12 protein-coding genes, 1 tRNA gene and 1 pseudogene are annotated in these 17017 nt (G+C 35.2%); 7 read left to right on the top strand and 7 right to left on the bottom strand.

Going from position 1 to position 17017, the window contains the following annotated elements:
- Window positions 1-59: 59 nt before the first annotated feature.
- Both thrC and J7R05_RS02970 read right to left on the bottom strand, forming a co-directional pair.
- Window positions 60-1457, bottom strand: coding sequence for a threonine synthase (gene thrC, locus J7R05_RS02975; protein ID WP_208541127.1), 1398 nt, complete (start codon window positions 1455-1457; stop codon window positions 60-62).
- Window positions 1458-1767: 310 nt separating this feature from the next.
- On the bottom strand, window positions 1768-2460 hold the full coding sequence (locus J7R05_RS02970; RefSeq protein ID WP_208541126.1) for an HAD family hydrolase: 693 nt from the start codon (window positions 2458-2460) through the stop codon (window positions 1768-1770).
- 313 nt (window positions 2461-2773) lie between these two features.
- Here J7R05_RS02970 and J7R05_RS02965 point away from each other — a divergent pair, with 313 nt between their 5' ends.
- The gene (locus tag J7R05_RS02965; protein ID WP_010703492.1) at window positions 2774-3910 is read left to right on the top strand and encodes a site-specific DNA-methyltransferase; all 1137 of its coding nucleotides are present in this window, start codon (window positions 2774-2776) and stop codon (window positions 3908-3910) included.
- 81 nt (window positions 3911-3991) lie between these two features.
- On the opposite strand, the gene mutY is transcribed toward J7R05_RS02965, so the two are convergent.
- Entirely contained in the window at window positions 3992-5050 is a 1059-nt protein-coding gene (mutY, locus tag J7R05_RS02960) for an A/G-specific adenine glycosylase (protein WP_208541212.1), read from the bottom strand.
- Window positions 5051-5124: 74 nt separating this feature from the next.
- Between mutY and J7R05_RS02955 the strand changes: the two genes are divergently transcribed.
- The 4 genes from J7R05_RS02955 to J7R05_RS02940 all read left to right on the top strand — a co-directional run bounded on the left by J7R05_RS02955 (window position 5125) and on the right by J7R05_RS02940 (window position 10534).
- Entirely contained in the window at window positions 5125-5625 is a 501-nt protein-coding gene (locus J7R05_RS02955; RefSeq protein WP_078689523.1) for a DUF721 domain-containing protein, read from the top strand.
- A gap of 92 nt (window positions 5626-5717) precedes the next feature.
- Complete coding sequence (locus tag J7R05_RS02950) at window positions 5718-6362, top strand: DsbA family protein (protein ID WP_078689524.1); 645 nt, start codon at window positions 5718-5720, stop codon at window positions 6360-6362.
- A gap of 193 nt (window positions 6363-6555) precedes the next feature.
- Window positions 6556-9222, top strand: coding sequence for a pyruvate, phosphate dikinase (gene ppdK / locus J7R05_RS02945; protein WP_208541125.1), 2667 nt, complete (start codon window positions 6556-6558; stop codon window positions 9220-9222).
- Window positions 9223-10459: 1237 nt separating this feature from the next.
- A tRNA-Gln gene (locus J7R05_RS02940) sits at window positions 10460-10534 on the top strand.
- Between the two features lie 76 nt (window positions 10535-10610).
- Here J7R05_RS02940 and J7R05_RS09615 read toward each other — a convergent pair.
- Window positions 10611-10957, bottom strand: a pseudogene (locus tag J7R05_RS09615) (tyrosine-type recombinase/integrase); the annotation flags it as partial.
- Window positions 10958-11710: 753 nt separating this feature from the next.
- Between J7R05_RS09615 and J7R05_RS02930 the strand changes: the two are divergent.
- The gene (locus tag J7R05_RS02930) at window positions 11711-12313 is read left to right on the top strand and encodes a superoxide dismutase (RefSeq protein ID WP_010703497.1); all 603 of its coding nucleotides are present in this window, start codon (window positions 11711-11713) and stop codon (window positions 12311-12313) included.
- A 79-nt stretch (window positions 12314-12392) separates the two neighbouring features.
- Here J7R05_RS02930 and J7R05_RS02925 read toward each other — a convergent pair whose 3' ends face one another.
- On the bottom strand, window positions 12393-14486 hold the full coding sequence (locus J7R05_RS02925) for a S9 family peptidase (protein ID WP_208541211.1): 2094 nt from the start codon (window positions 14484-14486) through the stop codon (window positions 12393-12395).
- Window positions 14487-15219: 733 nt separating this feature from the next.
- On the opposite strand from J7R05_RS02925, the gene J7R05_RS02920 reads away from it, so the two are divergent.
- Complete coding sequence (locus tag J7R05_RS02920; RefSeq protein WP_208541123.1) at window positions 15220-15657, top strand: Ros/MucR family transcriptional regulator; 438 nt, start codon at window positions 15220-15222, stop codon at window positions 15655-15657.
- A gap of 107 nt (window positions 15658-15764) precedes the next feature.
- On the opposite strand, the gene J7R05_RS02915 is transcribed toward J7R05_RS02920, so the two are convergent.
- Both J7R05_RS02915 and J7R05_RS02910 read right to left on the bottom strand, forming a co-directional pair.
- Window positions 15765-16175 carry a SufE family protein gene (locus J7R05_RS02915; RefSeq protein ID WP_208541122.1) on the bottom strand — a complete coding sequence of 137 codons (411 nt, stop codon included), beginning with the start codon at window positions 16173-16175 and terminating at the stop codon, window positions 15765-15767.
- A gap of 109 nt (window positions 16176-16284) precedes the next feature.
- Window positions 16285-16668: a DUF5330 domain-containing protein gene (locus J7R05_RS02910; RefSeq protein ID WP_208541121.1), complete on the bottom strand. Its 384-nt coding sequence runs from the start codon at window positions 16666-16668 to the stop codon at window positions 16285-16287.
- Window positions 16669-17017 lie beyond the last annotated feature (349 nt).

Here is a 17017-nt window from a genome sequence, read left to right as displayed (position 1 = left end):
TAAATGCCCAATCATAAGGACATTACATATTTTTTGATTTGGATAGACGCAGTTAACATCTAATGCGATGTACGCGATTTTAAAGAGATATAATCTTTGACTATTTTTTCATCATTAGCAAGACTTGTAAAGTGCTCTTCGCGCTGCATTAAATCATTTAGACAAGATGGCCATGGCGCATTAATACCACAAGCGTTTTGGATAGCATCAGGAAATTTAGCAGGGTGAGCAGTAGCAAGGACGATCATTGGAATAGGTGATTGCTTCTTTTCTCGGGCTACTTTCAGTGCAACTGCTGTGTGTGGATCAACCAGGTAACCACTTTCTTTATAAACACTATTAATTGTTTGTGCTGTTTCAGTTACACTACTTTTTCCAGCAGAAAACAAAGTACAAATATTTTTAAGTTGCTTTTTATCAAGGTTAAACCAGCCTGATTGGTTCAAATTTTCCATTGCATTGCAAATCCATACTGAATCACGATTGCAATTTTCAAATAATAAGCGTTCAAAGTTGGAAGAGACTTGAATGTCCATCGAAGGAGATGTGGTATGTATTGTAGGACGTATTTCGTAAGTACCACTGGTTAATGCACGATGAAGAATATCGTTATCATTTGTTGCTATAACCAATTGAGCAATAGGTAGCCCCATACGAGCAGCAACATAACCTGCAAAAATATCACCAAAGTTTCCAGTAGGAACGGTAAATGAAACAGATCTATCGGGTGCCCCAAGGGAAAGTGCAGATGAGAAATAGTAAACAATTTGCGCCATGATACGCGCCCAGTTTATAGAGTTTATTCCTGAGAGCGCTGTTTTTTGACGGAAATTGTGATCATTAAACATTGCTTTGACAAGTGCTTGGCAGTCATCAAAATTGCCTTGAATAGCTATAGCATGAACATTAGCACTGTGATTAGTGGTTATTTGCCGTTGCTGAACTGATGATATGTGCCCTTTAGGAAATAAAATAAAAATATCTGAGTTCTCTCTCCCAGCAAAAGCTTGGATCGCAGCACCGCCTGTATCACCTGATGTAGCACCAATAATTGTTGCACGTTTATTTTTTTTAGTCAGGATATAGTCCATTAGTCTAGCAAGAAATTGCATTGCGACGTCTTTAAATGCCAAAGTAGGGCCGTGGAAAAGTTCAAGGATAAATTCATTGGGGCCGGTTTGCTGCAATGGACAGATTGCTGGATGGCGAAAAACAGCATAAGATTCAGTGATTATATTTTCAAAAGCTGTGCGCTCAATCTCATTATCTATAAAAGGCCAGAGAATGGTTTTAGCAATTGTAGCGTAAGATTGACCACGTAGCGCTCGTAATGCATCAGGTGAAAATTGAGGGAATTTTTCTGGAAGATAAAGACCACCATCACTAGCTAGACCCGTCATAATTGTGTCAGTAAAGTTTAAAGCAGGAGCCTTGCCTCTTGTACTGATATATTTCATAAGTCTTCGCTTTCATTTATTTTGAGCAAATAGGCAATTTTTATATTTTACTTTTTTAATAATATTTAAATTATCCAATGAATGAAAGTGCGGTTGCTCATTTTTGTGCAAAATGAGAAAATTACGCTAAAAATTTCAGATGTTAATATAAAACTCAGATGCTAATATAAAATATTGACTATTAAAGAATATGCTAGTTTATAAACAAAGTATCTATTTTATTTTTTTATTAACTGTGATTTGTATAACTTAATCGCGTTCTTTAAAACTGAAGAAAATCACGATAATTTTTCCTGAAGATATCTTTATATTATAAATCTTGCCATATTGCCATTGCTTCTAAAACTTCCGGTAAATGTGCATGTTTCGTAATTACTGTTTCAGCTCCAGCATCTGTAAGAGCATTGGAGTGGCCAAGATAACTGTGCGATCCTCCCGTAAAGCCAACAACGCGCATCCCCGCTGCTTTTGCTGCATGTACGCCATGAATAGAATCTTCTATAACAATAACATTTTGTGGTTGTACACATAATTTTTGTGCAGCAAAAAGAAAAATATCGGATGCAGGTTTTGGTTTTTGAGTTCCAACTTCGAGTGCAGAAAATATTTTGTTTTCAAAAAGATCATAGAGATTAACGGCAATGAGCATCTGTTTTATATCTGCGCTCATTGCATTAGAGCAGATACAATAGGGGTATCGAAGTTTAATAGTTTCTATTGCTTTTCTTATACCGTCAATAGCACGTAATTTGGTTGTTATTTGTGCACGAAAAAGGTTTGACATTTGATCTATAAGGCGAGCAGAAATTGGCTTTTTTGTTTCCTGTTCGACTTTTTGAAGAATATCACGAAAAATAAGCCCTGCGTAGCGTTCACTTAATTCTTCAGGTGATATTTCATATCCTGCTTCTGTCAGTAATTGCGCACCAATTTCTGCTGCTAGATATTCAGAATCTACCAAAACTCCATCACAATCAAAAATAATAAGGTCGATTTGAGGCATAAGATATTCCTTATTTATGGCTTAAAAGCTTGTAATAAAACGATATAAAGGGGTCCCTTTTTATAAAAGTATATTTTGAAAGGTACGCCCTATTAACTTAATAAGGTAAGAAATGTTTAAACTATGCACTGAAGAAAAGGAAATAAAAGTTAATAGATATAAATTATTTTACCCGATTTTAAAGAAAAAAGGCAATTAGTTTTAAAATAGTTTAACGATCCTTTTACTCTATTTTGTAAATATAAGGCATAATATCAAATCCGTAAATCATTTTGACTATAGGATAGTCTCAGCCCGTATTGTTGAATATTTTATGACAGTTGTTCAGTTTCAAAAAGATCTGGTTTGTACGTCTTTACAGACACAGTGGTGCAATAAAATCCTCAAAGGTGATTGTGTTGCAATGCTGGAAAAGCTTCCTAAGCATTCGGTTGATATGATTTTTGCAGATCCACCTTATAATTTGCAGTTAGAAAATACATTATATCGTCCAGATTATTCACGTGTTGATGCGGTTAATGATGCATGGGATCAATTTGAAAATTTTGCTGCTTATGATGCTTTTACACGTGCATGGCTATTGGCTTGCCGTCGCGTATTAAAACCCAATGGAACGCTTTGGGTTATAGGGTCTTATCATAATATTTTCCGGGTTGGCACGGCATTACAGGATTTAGGTTTTTGGTTACTCAATGATATCATTTGGCGCAAAAATAATCCTATGCCTAATTTTCGTGGGCGTCGCTTTCAAAATGCCCATGAGACTCTTATTTGGGCTGTGCGTGATCAAAAAGATAAGAAATATACATTTAATTATAAGGCATTAAAGGCTGCCAATGAAGATGTACAAATGCGTTCAGATTGGCTTTTTCCTCTTTGTACAGGCGCTGAGCGTTTAAAAGATGAAATAGGGCGTAAATTACATCCAACACAAAAGCCGCAAACATTATTAGCACGTATTATTATGGCCTCTAGCAAGCCGGGTGATATTATTCTTGATCCGTTTTTTGGTTCGGGAACGACAGGAGCTGTTGCTAAACTTTTAGGGCGTAATTTTGTGGGTATTGAGCGCGAGCAAAGCTACATTGATGCAGCGCATGAAAGAATTGCTATGGTTAAGCCTCTAGCTGAATCGGAATTAACAGTTTTAGCAAATAAAAAAGCAGAACCGCGTGTAGCATTTACTAATTTACTTGAGGCAGGTTTGTTACATCCTGGAATGATTCTTTATGACCGGAAGAAACGAGTATCTGCTATTGTAAAAGCTGACGGTACTATTATGTATGGTGGTGAAGCTGGCTCTATTCATATGATGGGAAGAAAAGCTCAAGCTTCACAAAGTTGTAATGGCTGGACATTTTGGTATTATGAAGAAGATGGTCAGTTGAAATCAATTGATGATTTAAGAATGGTAATTCGTTCACAAATGTTAAAAACTGGCATTATGTGAGCAATAAATCACATTTATTTGCCTTTCAAATCTCAATAAATTAGCACTAAATTAAATACTAAAGCTTTTACGCAAGCAAAGCTATTTTAGTTTAAAAGAGTTGGGGAGTGCTACAGAAATAGCTTTTTTCATAACGGTAGGAAGTGCCTCTTTGGAAAGATCATGGATATCACACCACCAGCCGTTTTTGAGTTTCGTTTCGCTAATATTGTCGACACAATAGACATCGAGTTTCAGAGAAAAATGAGTAAAAATATGTGTGACTTGTCCTTTAAATTGCCAATTGGCTTGGAAAGGTGCATTTTGGAGCTCATTTTCACCATTTGTTCCAATATGATTGGGTATTTGGGTCATTCCATTGAGTAGTCTGTTACTTTGTTGTTTTTCTAAGTAAATTTGCTTATTTTTATTGAGCACTACAAAAGCAACGCCAGTTTTAAAGAGCCGTGCTTTTTTAGGGGCTTTAACTGGAAATGCTTCTGTTGTATGCATTTTCTTTGCTTTGCATAGATTTTGAAGAGGGCAGAGTAAACAAGATGGTTTACGTGGTGTACAAATTGTTGCACCTAAATCCATCATGGCTTGTGCAAAGTCACCAGGACGATTTAAATCAGTAATTTTTTGAGTTTTTTCTTTTATTTCAGATTTTGCTTTAGGTAATACTGAAGTAATAGCAAATAAACGGGTTATAATGCGCTCAACATTACCATCAACAACAGCTACAGGGTGTTCAAAAGCAATTGCAGCAATAGCTGCTGCAGTATAATCTCCGATACCGGGTAAAGTACGTAATGTTTTTACAGATTGAGGGAATTCACCTTTATAGTTTTCAACAAGTTGATGAGCACAATTTTTAAGGTTACGTGCCCGCGAATAATAGCCAAGGCCAGCCCATGCTTTCATAATATCATCTTGTGATGCTTGTGATAGAGAAGAAAGATTAGGCCAAAGCTTTAAAAATTTTTTAAAATAAGGTTTAACTGTTTCAACGGTTGTTTGTTGAAGCATGATTTCAGATAGCCAAACTTTATAAGGATCAGGGCGAATACCTTCCATTTGTTCTTTAGGGGTAATACGCCATGGCAAATGCCGATGATTTTGATCGTACCAAGAAAGAAGGCGCGAAGAAATTTCATGCATCATTGTCTTCAATCATAGGAAGATATAAAATACAAAGAAAAAATTTTTATAATTTAGTAATAATCTGATATGAAATGAGTAAGACATCTCAAAAGCACCATTTTTATTCTCTTTCTAAAACAGTGTCCAGTATGCTTGATCCGATTTTACGCAGGCGGACAGGGCTTAATATGGCGCTTATAGAACACTGGTCGCAGATTGTAGGCTACGATATTGCTGAATCCACAATACCACTCAAAATTATTTGGAAACGTCGTGCAAATCAAGATGAAATTTTTAAACCTGCAACACTTGTCATAGCATGTGAAGGATTTACTGCGTTAAAATTGATCCATGAAACAGAGGAATTGATTCAGCGAATTAATGGTTTTTTTGGGTATGTTGCTATTGACCGTATTAAGATAGAACAAAAGCAAGTATCAACTCTTACTGAGCAGCTAAGGGCAGAGCCAATTGCGAATGAAAAAGATAAACAACACGTAAAAAAAATGCTTCAATATGTTGAAGATGAAAACCTCCGTCAATCGCTTTATGAACTTGGATGTTGCATTTTTGCAGAAAAAAATAATAAATAAATCAAAACATTTTTGTATATTTTTACTATTATCTTTAATATATAAAAGCACTGAATTTCTACATATCTAATAATAACAGAAAAGTTTTTTTTATGCTAAACTATCGTTCTTCTTTATTTTGCATGGTGATTTTAATCTCGGCTATAACTGCACAGATTAATGCGACTACAGCCTTAGCTGGTAAAGTTAAACCAGTTGCAACTGTTGATATGGTTAAGCTTCTTCAGGATGGTAAGGATAGAGTTGAAGGTGATATTAATGCACCAGTGACTATTGTTGAATATGCTTCAGTTACCTGTGGTCATTGTGCTGACTTTTATAATAATGTGCTGCCCAAAATTCGGAAAAAATATATAAAAACGGGTAAAGTAAAGCTTATTTTCCGGGAATTTGCTTTTGATCCTCGGGCAACAGCAGGCTTTATGTTGGCGCGTTGTGCACCAGAAGATCGCTATTTTCCTTTGATAGAAGTTTTATTTCAAAAACAAAGTGAGTGGGTTTGGGTAGAGGATTCTTTAACGCCATTGAAGAAAATTAGCTCACTAGCTGGTTTTACAGATGAGAGCTTTGAGGCTTGTCTAAAAAATCAGTCTATTTTAGATGAAGTGAATGCATCTTTTGAGCGTGGGAAAGAATTTGGTGTTACAGCAACACCTACCTTTTTCATTAATGGTAATAAGTATGAAGGTTTGATGTCAGAGGAAGATTTTTTCTCAATTATTGATAGTTTTCTTTGAACACACACATTCTACTAAGAAAATAAGCAATTGATAATTATGGCGGTTCTCCTTCTTTTTACAAAGGGTTACTTTCGTGCGTTTATGAAACAACGTTTTATTTGGTTAAGCTAATTTGGGATAGGGTGATTCATTTGGACAGTTAGCTTAAGTCAAATGATACTTTAATGTTGATAATGGGAGAACTTGTACAGTGACAAAATGGATTTATAGTTTTGGTGATGGTAACGCAGAGGGAAGCGCAAATGAGCGTAATCTCCTTGGTGGCAAAGGGGCTAATTTAGCAGAAATGAGCAAGCTTGGCTTACCTGTTCCTCCCGGATTCACTATTACGACAGAAGTTTGTAACTTTTATTATACGCATAACAAGGCATATCCAAAGGAATTGCAAGGAGCTGTCAAGCAAGCACTCAAACGCATTGGTGAACAAACAGGCCGCGAATTTGGTAGTAAAAGCACACCACTGTTACTTTCTGTTCGTTCTGGGGCTCGGGCTTCTATGCCGGGGATGATGGATACAATTCTTAATCTTGGTATGAATGATGAAACAGTGAAAGCAATCGCTTTGCAGACTAGTAATGAACGCTTTGCTTATGACAGTTATCGCCGTTTTATCCAAATGTATTCCAATGTTGTTTTAGGTTTGGATCATTCGTGCTTTGAAGAGATTCTTGATGAGGTAAAAGTATCCAACGGTTATGATGTTGATACAGAAATGACAGCCACTGATTGGAAAAACGTTATTATTTCTTACAAAGCATATGTTGAAGAAAAGTTAGGTGAGCCTTTTCCGCAAGATCCTGAAGAGCAATTGTGGGGTGCAATTAGTGCAGTTTTTTCAAGTTGGATGACTACTCGTGCAATCACTTATCGTCGTTTGCACAATATTCCTGAAAATTGGGGAACGGCGGTTAATGTGCAGGCCATGGTTTTTGGTAATATGGGTGAAGATTCTGCAACAGGTGTTGCGTTTACACGCAATCCATCGACAGGGGAAAAAGAACTTTACGGTGAATTTTTAATCAATGCACAGGGTGAGGATGTTGTAGCAGGCATTCGTACTCCACAAAATATCACTGAGGTTGCAAGGATTGCTGCTGGTTCGAATAAGCCGTCGCTAGAAAAAATTATGCCAGAAGCTTTTTTACAGTTTTGTCAAATTGCCCAAAAACTTGAAAAGCATTACCGTGATATGCAAGATCTTGAATTTACAATTGAAAAGGGTAAATTATGGATTTTACAAACTCGCTCAGGAAAGCGAACGGCACGTGCAGCCTTAAAAATGGCAGTGCAAATGGTTGAGGAGGGGTTGATCAGTCGTGAAGAGGCGGTGATGCGAATTGAGCCAAAATCGCTTGATCAACTTTTACATCCGACTCTTGATCCCAAAGCGGCCCGTTTTGTTGTAGCGCGTGGTTTACCTGCTTCTCCGGGTGCAGCAACTGGTGAAATTGTTTTTACTTCAGAAGAGGCAGAGGCAGCATCAAAAGAAGGCCGTAAAGTTATTTTGGTGCGCGTAGAGACGAGCCCAGAAGACATTCATGGTATGCACGCTGCAGAAGGAATTTTAACAACACGCGGTGGTATGACAAGTCACGCTGCTGTTGTAGCACGTGGTATGGGAAAGCCCTGTATTTCTGGTGCAGGTAGTGTACGAATTGATTATACCACAAACACAATGATTGTTTCAGGAGAGACTTTTCAAAGGGGAGATGTCATTACAATTGATGGTGCAAGTGGAGAGATCCTTAAAGGGAAGGTTGCAATGTTGCAGCCTGAGCTTTGTGGAGACTTCGCTCAATTAATGGAATGGGCTGATAAAATACGGCGTATGAAAATTCGCGTCAATGCAGAAACACCATCTGATGCACGTATGGGGCGTTCTTTTGGAGCTGAAGGTATTGGTCTTTGTCGTACCGAGCATATGTTTTTTGCTGGTGAACGTATTGTTGCTATGCGTGAAATGATTTTAAGCAATGATCAAGATGGACGCCGTAAAGCATTGGATAAGCTTTTGCCAATGCAACGGTCAGATTTTACAGAATTGTTTGAAATTATGTCTGGTTTGCCTGTCACTATCCGTTTTTTGGATCCTCCTTTGCATGAGTTTTTACCAAAAACGGACGCAGAAATTCGTGATGTTGCAATGGCTATGGGAATTCCTTCTGAAATTATTTCCGAACGGGCGCAGCAACTACATGAATTTAACCCTATGCTTGGGTTACGGGGATGTCGTTTGATCATTACTTACCCTGAAATTGCTGAAATGCAGGCACGAGCAATTTTTGAAGCAGCGGCAGATGCTGCTCAAAAGTCTGGATCTCCTGTTATGCTTGAAATTATGATACCGCTTGTTGCGCTTAAATCTGAATTGGATTTTGTAAAAACCTGTATTGACGATGTAGCTAGTACAGTAATGAAAGAAAAGGGAAGGGAAATTCAGTATATAGTTGGAACTATGATTGAATTACCAAGAGCTGCTCTTCGTGCAGGTGAGATTGCTGAAACTGCAGAATTTTTTTCGTTTGGAACAAACGATTTGACACAAACTACTTTTGGTATTTCACGTGATGATGCAGCTCCTTTTTTAGCAACTTATTCTCAAAAAAGAATTTTGGAACAAGATCCTTTCGTGTCAATTGACCGTGATGGAGTAGGGGAGCTTATCGCTATTGCTGCACAGCGTGGGCGTTCTCAGCGTGCAAAAATTAAATTAGGTATTTGTGGTGAACATGGAGGCGATCCTGATTCTATTGCTTTGTGTGAGGAAAATAACTTAGATTATGTTTCATGTTCACCTTTTCGGGTACCAATTGCACGTTTAGCTGCAGCACAAGCAGCAATTGCCCAAAAGGCATAAAAATCTAAAGATATTATTCTTTACTTTAATGGCTTTGGTATATTGGAATAATACTTTAATACGTTGCTAAAGGTAGACAAGAAAATTTCTTGAGATGCTTTGTTTGAGGTGCCTTATTTGAGTTATGTATATGGAAGATAGCATTGCGTTTGATGTATTTTATGAGAAAGCTTAAGGTACAAAGCATGTTATCATGTTATGCATACATACCGTATCTTATGATGCGTAATAGGTATTAAAGTATTAGACTTGTGGAATTTTTATTGAATGCTGATAGTGATGTTTCTTTACCTGTAAAATAATAGGTGAATATATTAAAGAAACAAAAAAACATTGATTACTACTTATGTAAATTTACTAATAACTATCGAAAATGAATGTTGTGTAGAGTTATTTATGATCTTATAAATAAGTACTTATTTGTGTTATGTGATTGAAATTTCTCTGTAAAATATGAAATTGGAAGAGAATTTTTTGTAAAAGTGCTTTACAATTTATGACTATATAGCACTCATGATGGAATAGAATCTCTAAGAGGGTAATGTTTATTCGTTACTATTACTTCATTAATAGCATTCATTTAGTTTTTGTTTATTTTGCTCCCTCCATCTACGATGGATCCAAACTAATACAGCAAGTTCCAATTTTTTATACCATATGTTTTAGAAATTTTTGTCATTGAAGTTTTCTAAACGTATTTCAATATCTTAGAAGGGGGATGATTTATGAAAAGCAATTATTTATAGTTGGGAATAAAGTGTATCGTTACATATGAGAAGTCTATTTGAGTGATAGCACGTGATCTTTTGTTGAATTTTCTAAACTCAGCTGCGATAATATTTATCTATAAGAGAATAACTAAGGAAAATACCATTTTTATACACGAAAAGTTTATATAATCACTGTATCGCTTAAGTATTGTTTAGTTGCCGTTATTCAATAATTTTAGCGTTTTTCAAGAGGATATTTGAATTAAGTTTACTCTGTGAAATGATGATATTTATGATAAAAAAGCTATAACAGCTATAATGTGAACTAAAATTATTTGATCAAGAGAATAAACGTATAGATTTTTTTTGGTATAGTTCTTTTAATATTTGTGGTGTATTGCTCTGTGTTATTGTAATAATTAGAAAGCTTTTGTAAGAAGAAAAATGAAAGCTTTAGCTTTCAGATATTGCGTACAATTACAAGAATCGGTATAAGGCGCGAGCAGAGTGTAATAGTTTTCTTTTTTTGGGGTATAGCCAAGCGGTAAGGCACCGGTTTTTGGTACCGGCACTCCCTGGTTCGAATCCAGGTACCCCAGCCAAATATCAATAAAATAAATCGGCTACTGTACAAATAAAGGAATTTGTACTTATTGATTCTATTGCCCTTATTTTTTGCTATCTCTCATTTTTTTGAAGTTTTTTAATTGCTTTTATGGCAGGTCGCTTTCTATTTGCTGTCTTTAGTCTTTATAGAGTGATGCCATATCATCTCCAGTCTATCCAAAGTGCTTTAGCTGGTAAAATCGTGGCATCTACATGCAGCTCTTGTTGTTGCTAATTTTCTCAATCCATGAACTGAACTGATTTCTTAACGCCAGCTGTATTACAAGCATCTCTCAACAGATTACCAAAGCTTTCTTTGGTTAGTTTTTTGCCCTTTTCCCATAGATATAAATGTTTCATGGCCGATAGGGTCCCGTTTCAAATGTTTTTGCTAATTCAAGTAAAATAAGAGCAAAAAGCAGTGCGGCCATTGCAAGTCGTGGGAAATATACTTCCTTTATATCTGATAATAGTTTTACCAGATCAATAATGAGGGTGAGGTACTGCTTATTGGTTTTAGTAAGGTCAATAAAACGGTTTTTGCACTCTATCACAATTTTATCGATGACATGCAAGCGTGCATTAATCCGGTTTATTCATGGATATACTTTTCAGTTAATGACGGTATCATCAAAATACATATTCATGTTTATGATTAGATTTTACAAATATAGAGTGTAATTAGAAGGCATAGTAAGTCAGAGGAATGTAAGCAGCTTGTGTTAATATTCTAAAATTTGTGAAGAGGAATGACTATAGTTGATGTGTTTATGTGCTTACTCATTTTATTGATAGCATAAATATAGATTTAATTTTATGTATGCATTGGTAAGCTTTTCATTAAGTGCGATATATTGTGATATTTTTAAATATATTCAAACTTAGATTATTTTTACTAAATAAGGGGGATAAGAACTTTTTTAGTTTATAATTTTTATCTTTTTTGATGACTTAGTAGGAGAACAATTTTCTATAAATTAATTTGGCATATTTTTTTTATTAGTGCCATTATAGTGTTTAGTTTCTCATTAGTTTAATTGGTTTATAAAAACGGCTTTTAAAGCTAAATTGATTGTAAACAAATATTCAATAACATTTGCTTTTAAGTGCTGTAAGTGCCAAAGTAAATTTTGGGAGAGAGCTTAATAATTAGAATCGAGGAGATTTTTAAAATGGCTTTTGAATTAGCTGAATTGTCTTATGATTATGACGCCCTGTTACCTTATATGTCACGTGAGACGCTTGAATATCACCGTGATAAGCATCATTTTGCTTACCTTACTAATACAAATAATTTGGTAAAAGATTTAGGTTTAGAAAATAAGAGCCTTGAAGATATTATTAAGGAAAGTTTTGGCAAAAATCCTGGTTTGTTTAATAATGCAGCTCAATCTTATAATCATCATCATTTTTGGAATTGGATGAAAAAAGGTGGTGGTGGTCAGAAGCTACCTGGAAAATTAGCAAAGGCTATTGAGTCTGATCTTGGTGGTTATGAGAAATTCCGTACAGATTTTATTGCAGCTGGTAGTACTCAATTTGGTTCTGGCTGGGCGTGGATAGCTGTTAAAAATGGCAAGCTTGAGATTATGAAGACACCCAATGGTGAAAACCCTCTGATTCATGATGCTCAACCTATTTTAGGTGTTGATGTGTGGGAGCATTCTTATTACATTGATTACCGTAATGCACGTCCGAAATATCTTGAGGCTTTCGTGGATCATTTAATTAATTGGGATTATGTTTTAGAACTGTATGAAAATTGCGGGTTTTAAGTAGTCTATAGGGCTATTTATCTTAAAGAATAAAGGCTTCATAATTTATTAGATTGTGGGGCCTTTATTAGTAAGATGTTTAGTTATCAATAATTTTTCCAACTATTTTTAGGATATATGCGTATATATATGCGGTTTCTTCCAATTTTGAGAAACGTCCAGCCGCACCTGCGTGACCTGAATCCATATTTATACGCAATAAAATTGTATTATCATCTGTTTTAAAATCACGCAGTTTTGCTACCCATTTTGCAGGTTCCCAATAGGTTACACGAGGGTCTGTTAAGCCTGCAATGGCAAGAATAGGGGGGTATTCCTGGTGTTTGATGTTATCATAGGGTGAATAAGAAGCGATAAGGTTATAGTCTTCTTTTGATTCAAGAGGGTTACCCCATTCAGGCCATTCTGGAGGTGTTAGGGGCAATGAAGCATCTAGCATTGTTGTTAAAACATCAACAAAAGGGACATTAGCAACGATGCCAGCAAAATCCTGAGGAGCTAGATTTGCTATAGCTCCCATCAGCATTCCTCCTGCTGAACCACCTTGGGCGATTAGCCGGTCATGAGCAGTAAATTTATGATTTACAAGATGACGTGCACAGGCAATAAAATCATAAAATGTATTGTGTTTAAAAAGATGTTTTCCTTTTTCATACCATTCAGTGCCCTTTTCTTTTCCACCACGAATATGAGCAATGGCATAGATAAAGCCTCTATTGACTAATGAAAGTACATTACTATTGAAACTTGCAGGAATGGAAAATCCATAAGCACCATAACCGTAAAGTAGACAAGGTGCACTACCATTAAGCGCAGTAATTTTATGATATACAAGAGAAATAGGGATCTTTTCACTATCATCTGCAATTGCTGTAATACGCCGTGTTACATAGTCATCTTTATTATGCCCAGAAGGGATTTTTTGTGTTTTTAAAAGCACTCGTTTACGACTTTTTACTTCATAATCAAAAATTTGATTAGGTGTTGTCATAGATGAATAAGCAAAACGAATGGTTTGGCTATTATATTCTGCAGCCCCTTGTAGATCTAAGGAATAGGCTTCTTCTGTAAAGGCAATGGAATGAATTTGTTTTGTTGAACGCTCCATAAGTTGTATAGAAGGAACCCCTTCAAATTGTTCAAACCAAATAAAAAAATCTTGATAGGCATCGTGAGATAGGATCAGTCGTCTGGGTTGATGGGGTACAAGCTCAGACCAGTTTTCTGATTGCGGAGATGAATATGGGGCGACCATGATTTTAAAGTCTTTTGCATTATCCTGATTGGTGAGAATATAAAAAACATCGCCTCCTTCTGTAAACGAATATTCAATGCCTTTTTGTCGTTTTTGTACACATTGGGGTGCTGTAAGGGGCGCTGTAGCAGGGATAAGCCAGGTTTCTGATGTTTCATGGTCGTGAATGTTAATATAAATAACGTCATTAAGCTTTGAGCCACTCACATGTAAGAAAAACCCGGGGTTATCTTCATGAAAAATAAGCTTATCTTGAGATGGGTCAGTGTTTAATTGGTGGTAATAGAGTTCTGAGGGGCGGTGGTTTTTATCCATTTTAGTGTAGAAAAAGCCTTCAGATTTAGCGTCCCAGACGAGTTGTCCGGATGTATTTATGATTGTATCTGTGTAATCAGATAATGTTTTAAAGCTACGAATTTTAACTGTATAAAATTCAGAACCCTTATCATCATAGCTCCACGCAACATGTGTATGATCGGGAGATACATGGACTGAGCCAAGATTAAAATAATCTTTACCTTCAGCCAAAATGTCACCATTAAGGTAAATGTTTTTTTTACCTCCATTTCTTGGTGTACGAAAATAGTGTGGCTGTTCTCCCCCAGTTTTATAGCATAGCCCATAGGCAAAAGGGCCACGTTTTATAGGAACGGAACTGTCATTTTCTTGAATGCGGTTTTTCATTTCTGCAAAAAGCAGATTTTGTAATGTTTTTGTATCGGCCATTTGAGAAGTTTGATAAGCATTTTCTTCTTCAAGGTGGCGTCGAATATTTTCATCAAGACAGCTAGGGTTTTTTAAAACATCTTGCCAATTAGCTGCACGCAGCCAATGGTAAGGATCCTCTCGGTAAATACCGTGATACATCTTTTTATAAATGATTTTAGATGCTTTTGGGGGAAGTTTAGGTAGATGCATCATACCATGGTCCTATAAGATCTAATGGTTTTATTCATATGTTAGAGCAACACCATTCATGCAAATAGCATAAACTTGTAAATTCTAATTTACCTGTAAAACATGGTTAAGTTAATTTCTATTATATACAAAATAAGATTATACTGAAAATAGAGATATCAAAATCTGAATAGAAAGAGTTTTTAAATATTGTATTAATACGTGATGTTATATCTTTCTGGTATTAATAACCATACCATTCTTAAGTTTTTGTACGTTTTTGATTTTTGTTTTTGTCTGCAGTGTTCTTTTTTTGCTGAACTTAAAAAATTGTTTAAGTCACTTTTTGTATTTTAAAAAGTTGTTTATCTACCAAAATTGAGATTTGCATGGTGGATATAAAACTATGAAGTTATCATTGTTTAATACAAAACTCGTTCTATATATCATGATTTTGTATTAAATATCTTTATAAATTCAATGAAAAATGATTAATTTTATGCTATGTTTTGTATTTATAGACGATATCTTGTAACACAAACTTAGCTTATAAAAGGAACAAGTTGAATTTTTATAATATAATATGTCAAAAAGGAGGAGTTTATTTGTTTTTTCTGTGTTGAGATGATTTTATAAAATAATTGAATTGACAAAAAAGATTTTTGTACAATATGAAACTTATATGCATTAAAATTTCAATGTCATGAGTGTAAATGCGAATATTGCCTCAATTTTAAAATTAAAGGAAACAAGGATGGAACATCACCCAGTCCTAGAGACTGAAAGCAATTTAGTTATTACGTTAGTTGCTGATATTGTTGCTGCTTATGTAAGTAATAATTCAATTCGGCCGACTGAAGTGCCAGGTCTAATTGCTGATGTTCACGCTGCTTTTTTGAAAGTGGAGAATGCTGCATCGGCAGAAGCTGGAGTTGAAAAACAAAAACCTGCTGTTAATCCAAAACGTTCAATTTTTCCTGATTATCTTATTTGTCTTGAAGATGGAAAAAAGTTTAAATCTTTAAAGCGTCATTTGATGACACATTATAAAATGTCTCCTGAGGAATATCGTGAGAAATGGCAATTGGATAGCTCTTATCCTATGGTTGCGCCTAATTATGCAAAGGCCCGCTCAACTTTAGCTAAGGAAATGGGACTTGGGCGCAAACGCCAAAAAAAGAAAACTAAATAATCTATTTTCAAAAAAACACTCTTCAAATTTAACATCTCAAAATACTTTTTTGAAAGTACATTTTTATAAGGCGCTTTATATAGTTGTTAGTATGAAAGTTTTAAAGGTTATGAATAACTTTCAGTACGAATTCGTTCAATCATAGATTTAAAACCATTCGATCGTTGTGGTGTTAATTGTTCATTTAAACCGAGTGTTTTAAGCAATCCCTCAGCATCAGCTATACGAATTTCAGAGGCTTTTTTACCTGAATAGAAGGCGAGAAGAATATAAATTAGCCCACGAACAATATGGGAATCGGAATAGCCTTGAAATGTTAATATAGGATCTTCTGAATTATCACGTGAAAATAAAAGCCATACTTGACTGACACAACCAGGAACTTTGTGAGCATCATTTTGTGCATTTTCTGGAAAGGGCGGTAACTCGTTGCCGAGTTCAATAATGTAACGATAACGATCTTCCCAGTTATCAAGAAAGGAAAAATTTTCTATGATATCATCAATCGTTTCTGCCATAACTTCAATCCTTGTTTTGTTTTTGTGATTGTATAGTACATTTAGTTGACAGATACGTATCTCTTTCTTGTAAAATACAAAAAAACAGTAAAAGTTAAGAATTTTTGTTTCAAGGTAATTCTATATAATCTTGTTTGATCTGCTTTTCTGCAGGGGGTAAAATCTCGTCTTCTGAGGTAGTATTTTCAGGTTGAATGGTATTTTTATTACTAAATATACTATCAAGGTATTCATAGGCTATTTTTGCACCATCACGTGCGCGTTCAGCAAGTGGGTTGAAAAAGGATTTTCCAGTTTTACAAACCTCTACATTACGCTCACAGAATTTTCCTAAATCAGTGATTGTATTTTTTAAAGCGATAATAGCATCGCTTGCTGTTATATTAGCTTCTAGGCTGGAGGAGTGATTGTCCTTTGGTTTTGCAGAAAAAAATGAAATAACTACAAAAATAATAAATAGAAAAAATGCTGATTTGATTAAAAAACGTATCATAGAACACCAACATACTGTAGTTACAACTGAATAAAAAAATAATTTATGTTATTTTCCTTGATGAAAGATTTATATCACACTGACTTTGTAAAATTTTGCGTTCATTTTTAAAATTGCATTATTAGCTCTTGTTGCCAAAATATATGATATAGTCTCGTGTACAGGCGTTATTTATTTTCTTTTCATAAAAAACTAGATCTCTAATTTGTTTTGTAAAAATTCTCTCATTTTGTAAATACATAGGAATAAACGCAGTTACGAAAGGGGACATGGTCAATAATCACGCCCTTGAATTAGGGTAATGAATTGATATTCAAGGTGTTATATAGCTATTTGTTTTAACGTTTTA

It is taken from the genome of Bartonella capreoli (assembly GCF_902813205.1).
Classification (GTDB): domain Bacteria; phylum Pseudomonadota; class Alphaproteobacteria; order Rhizobiales; family Rhizobiaceae; genus Bartonella; species Bartonella schoenbuchensis.
This window is presented reverse-complemented; position numbering and strand designations above follow the sequence as displayed.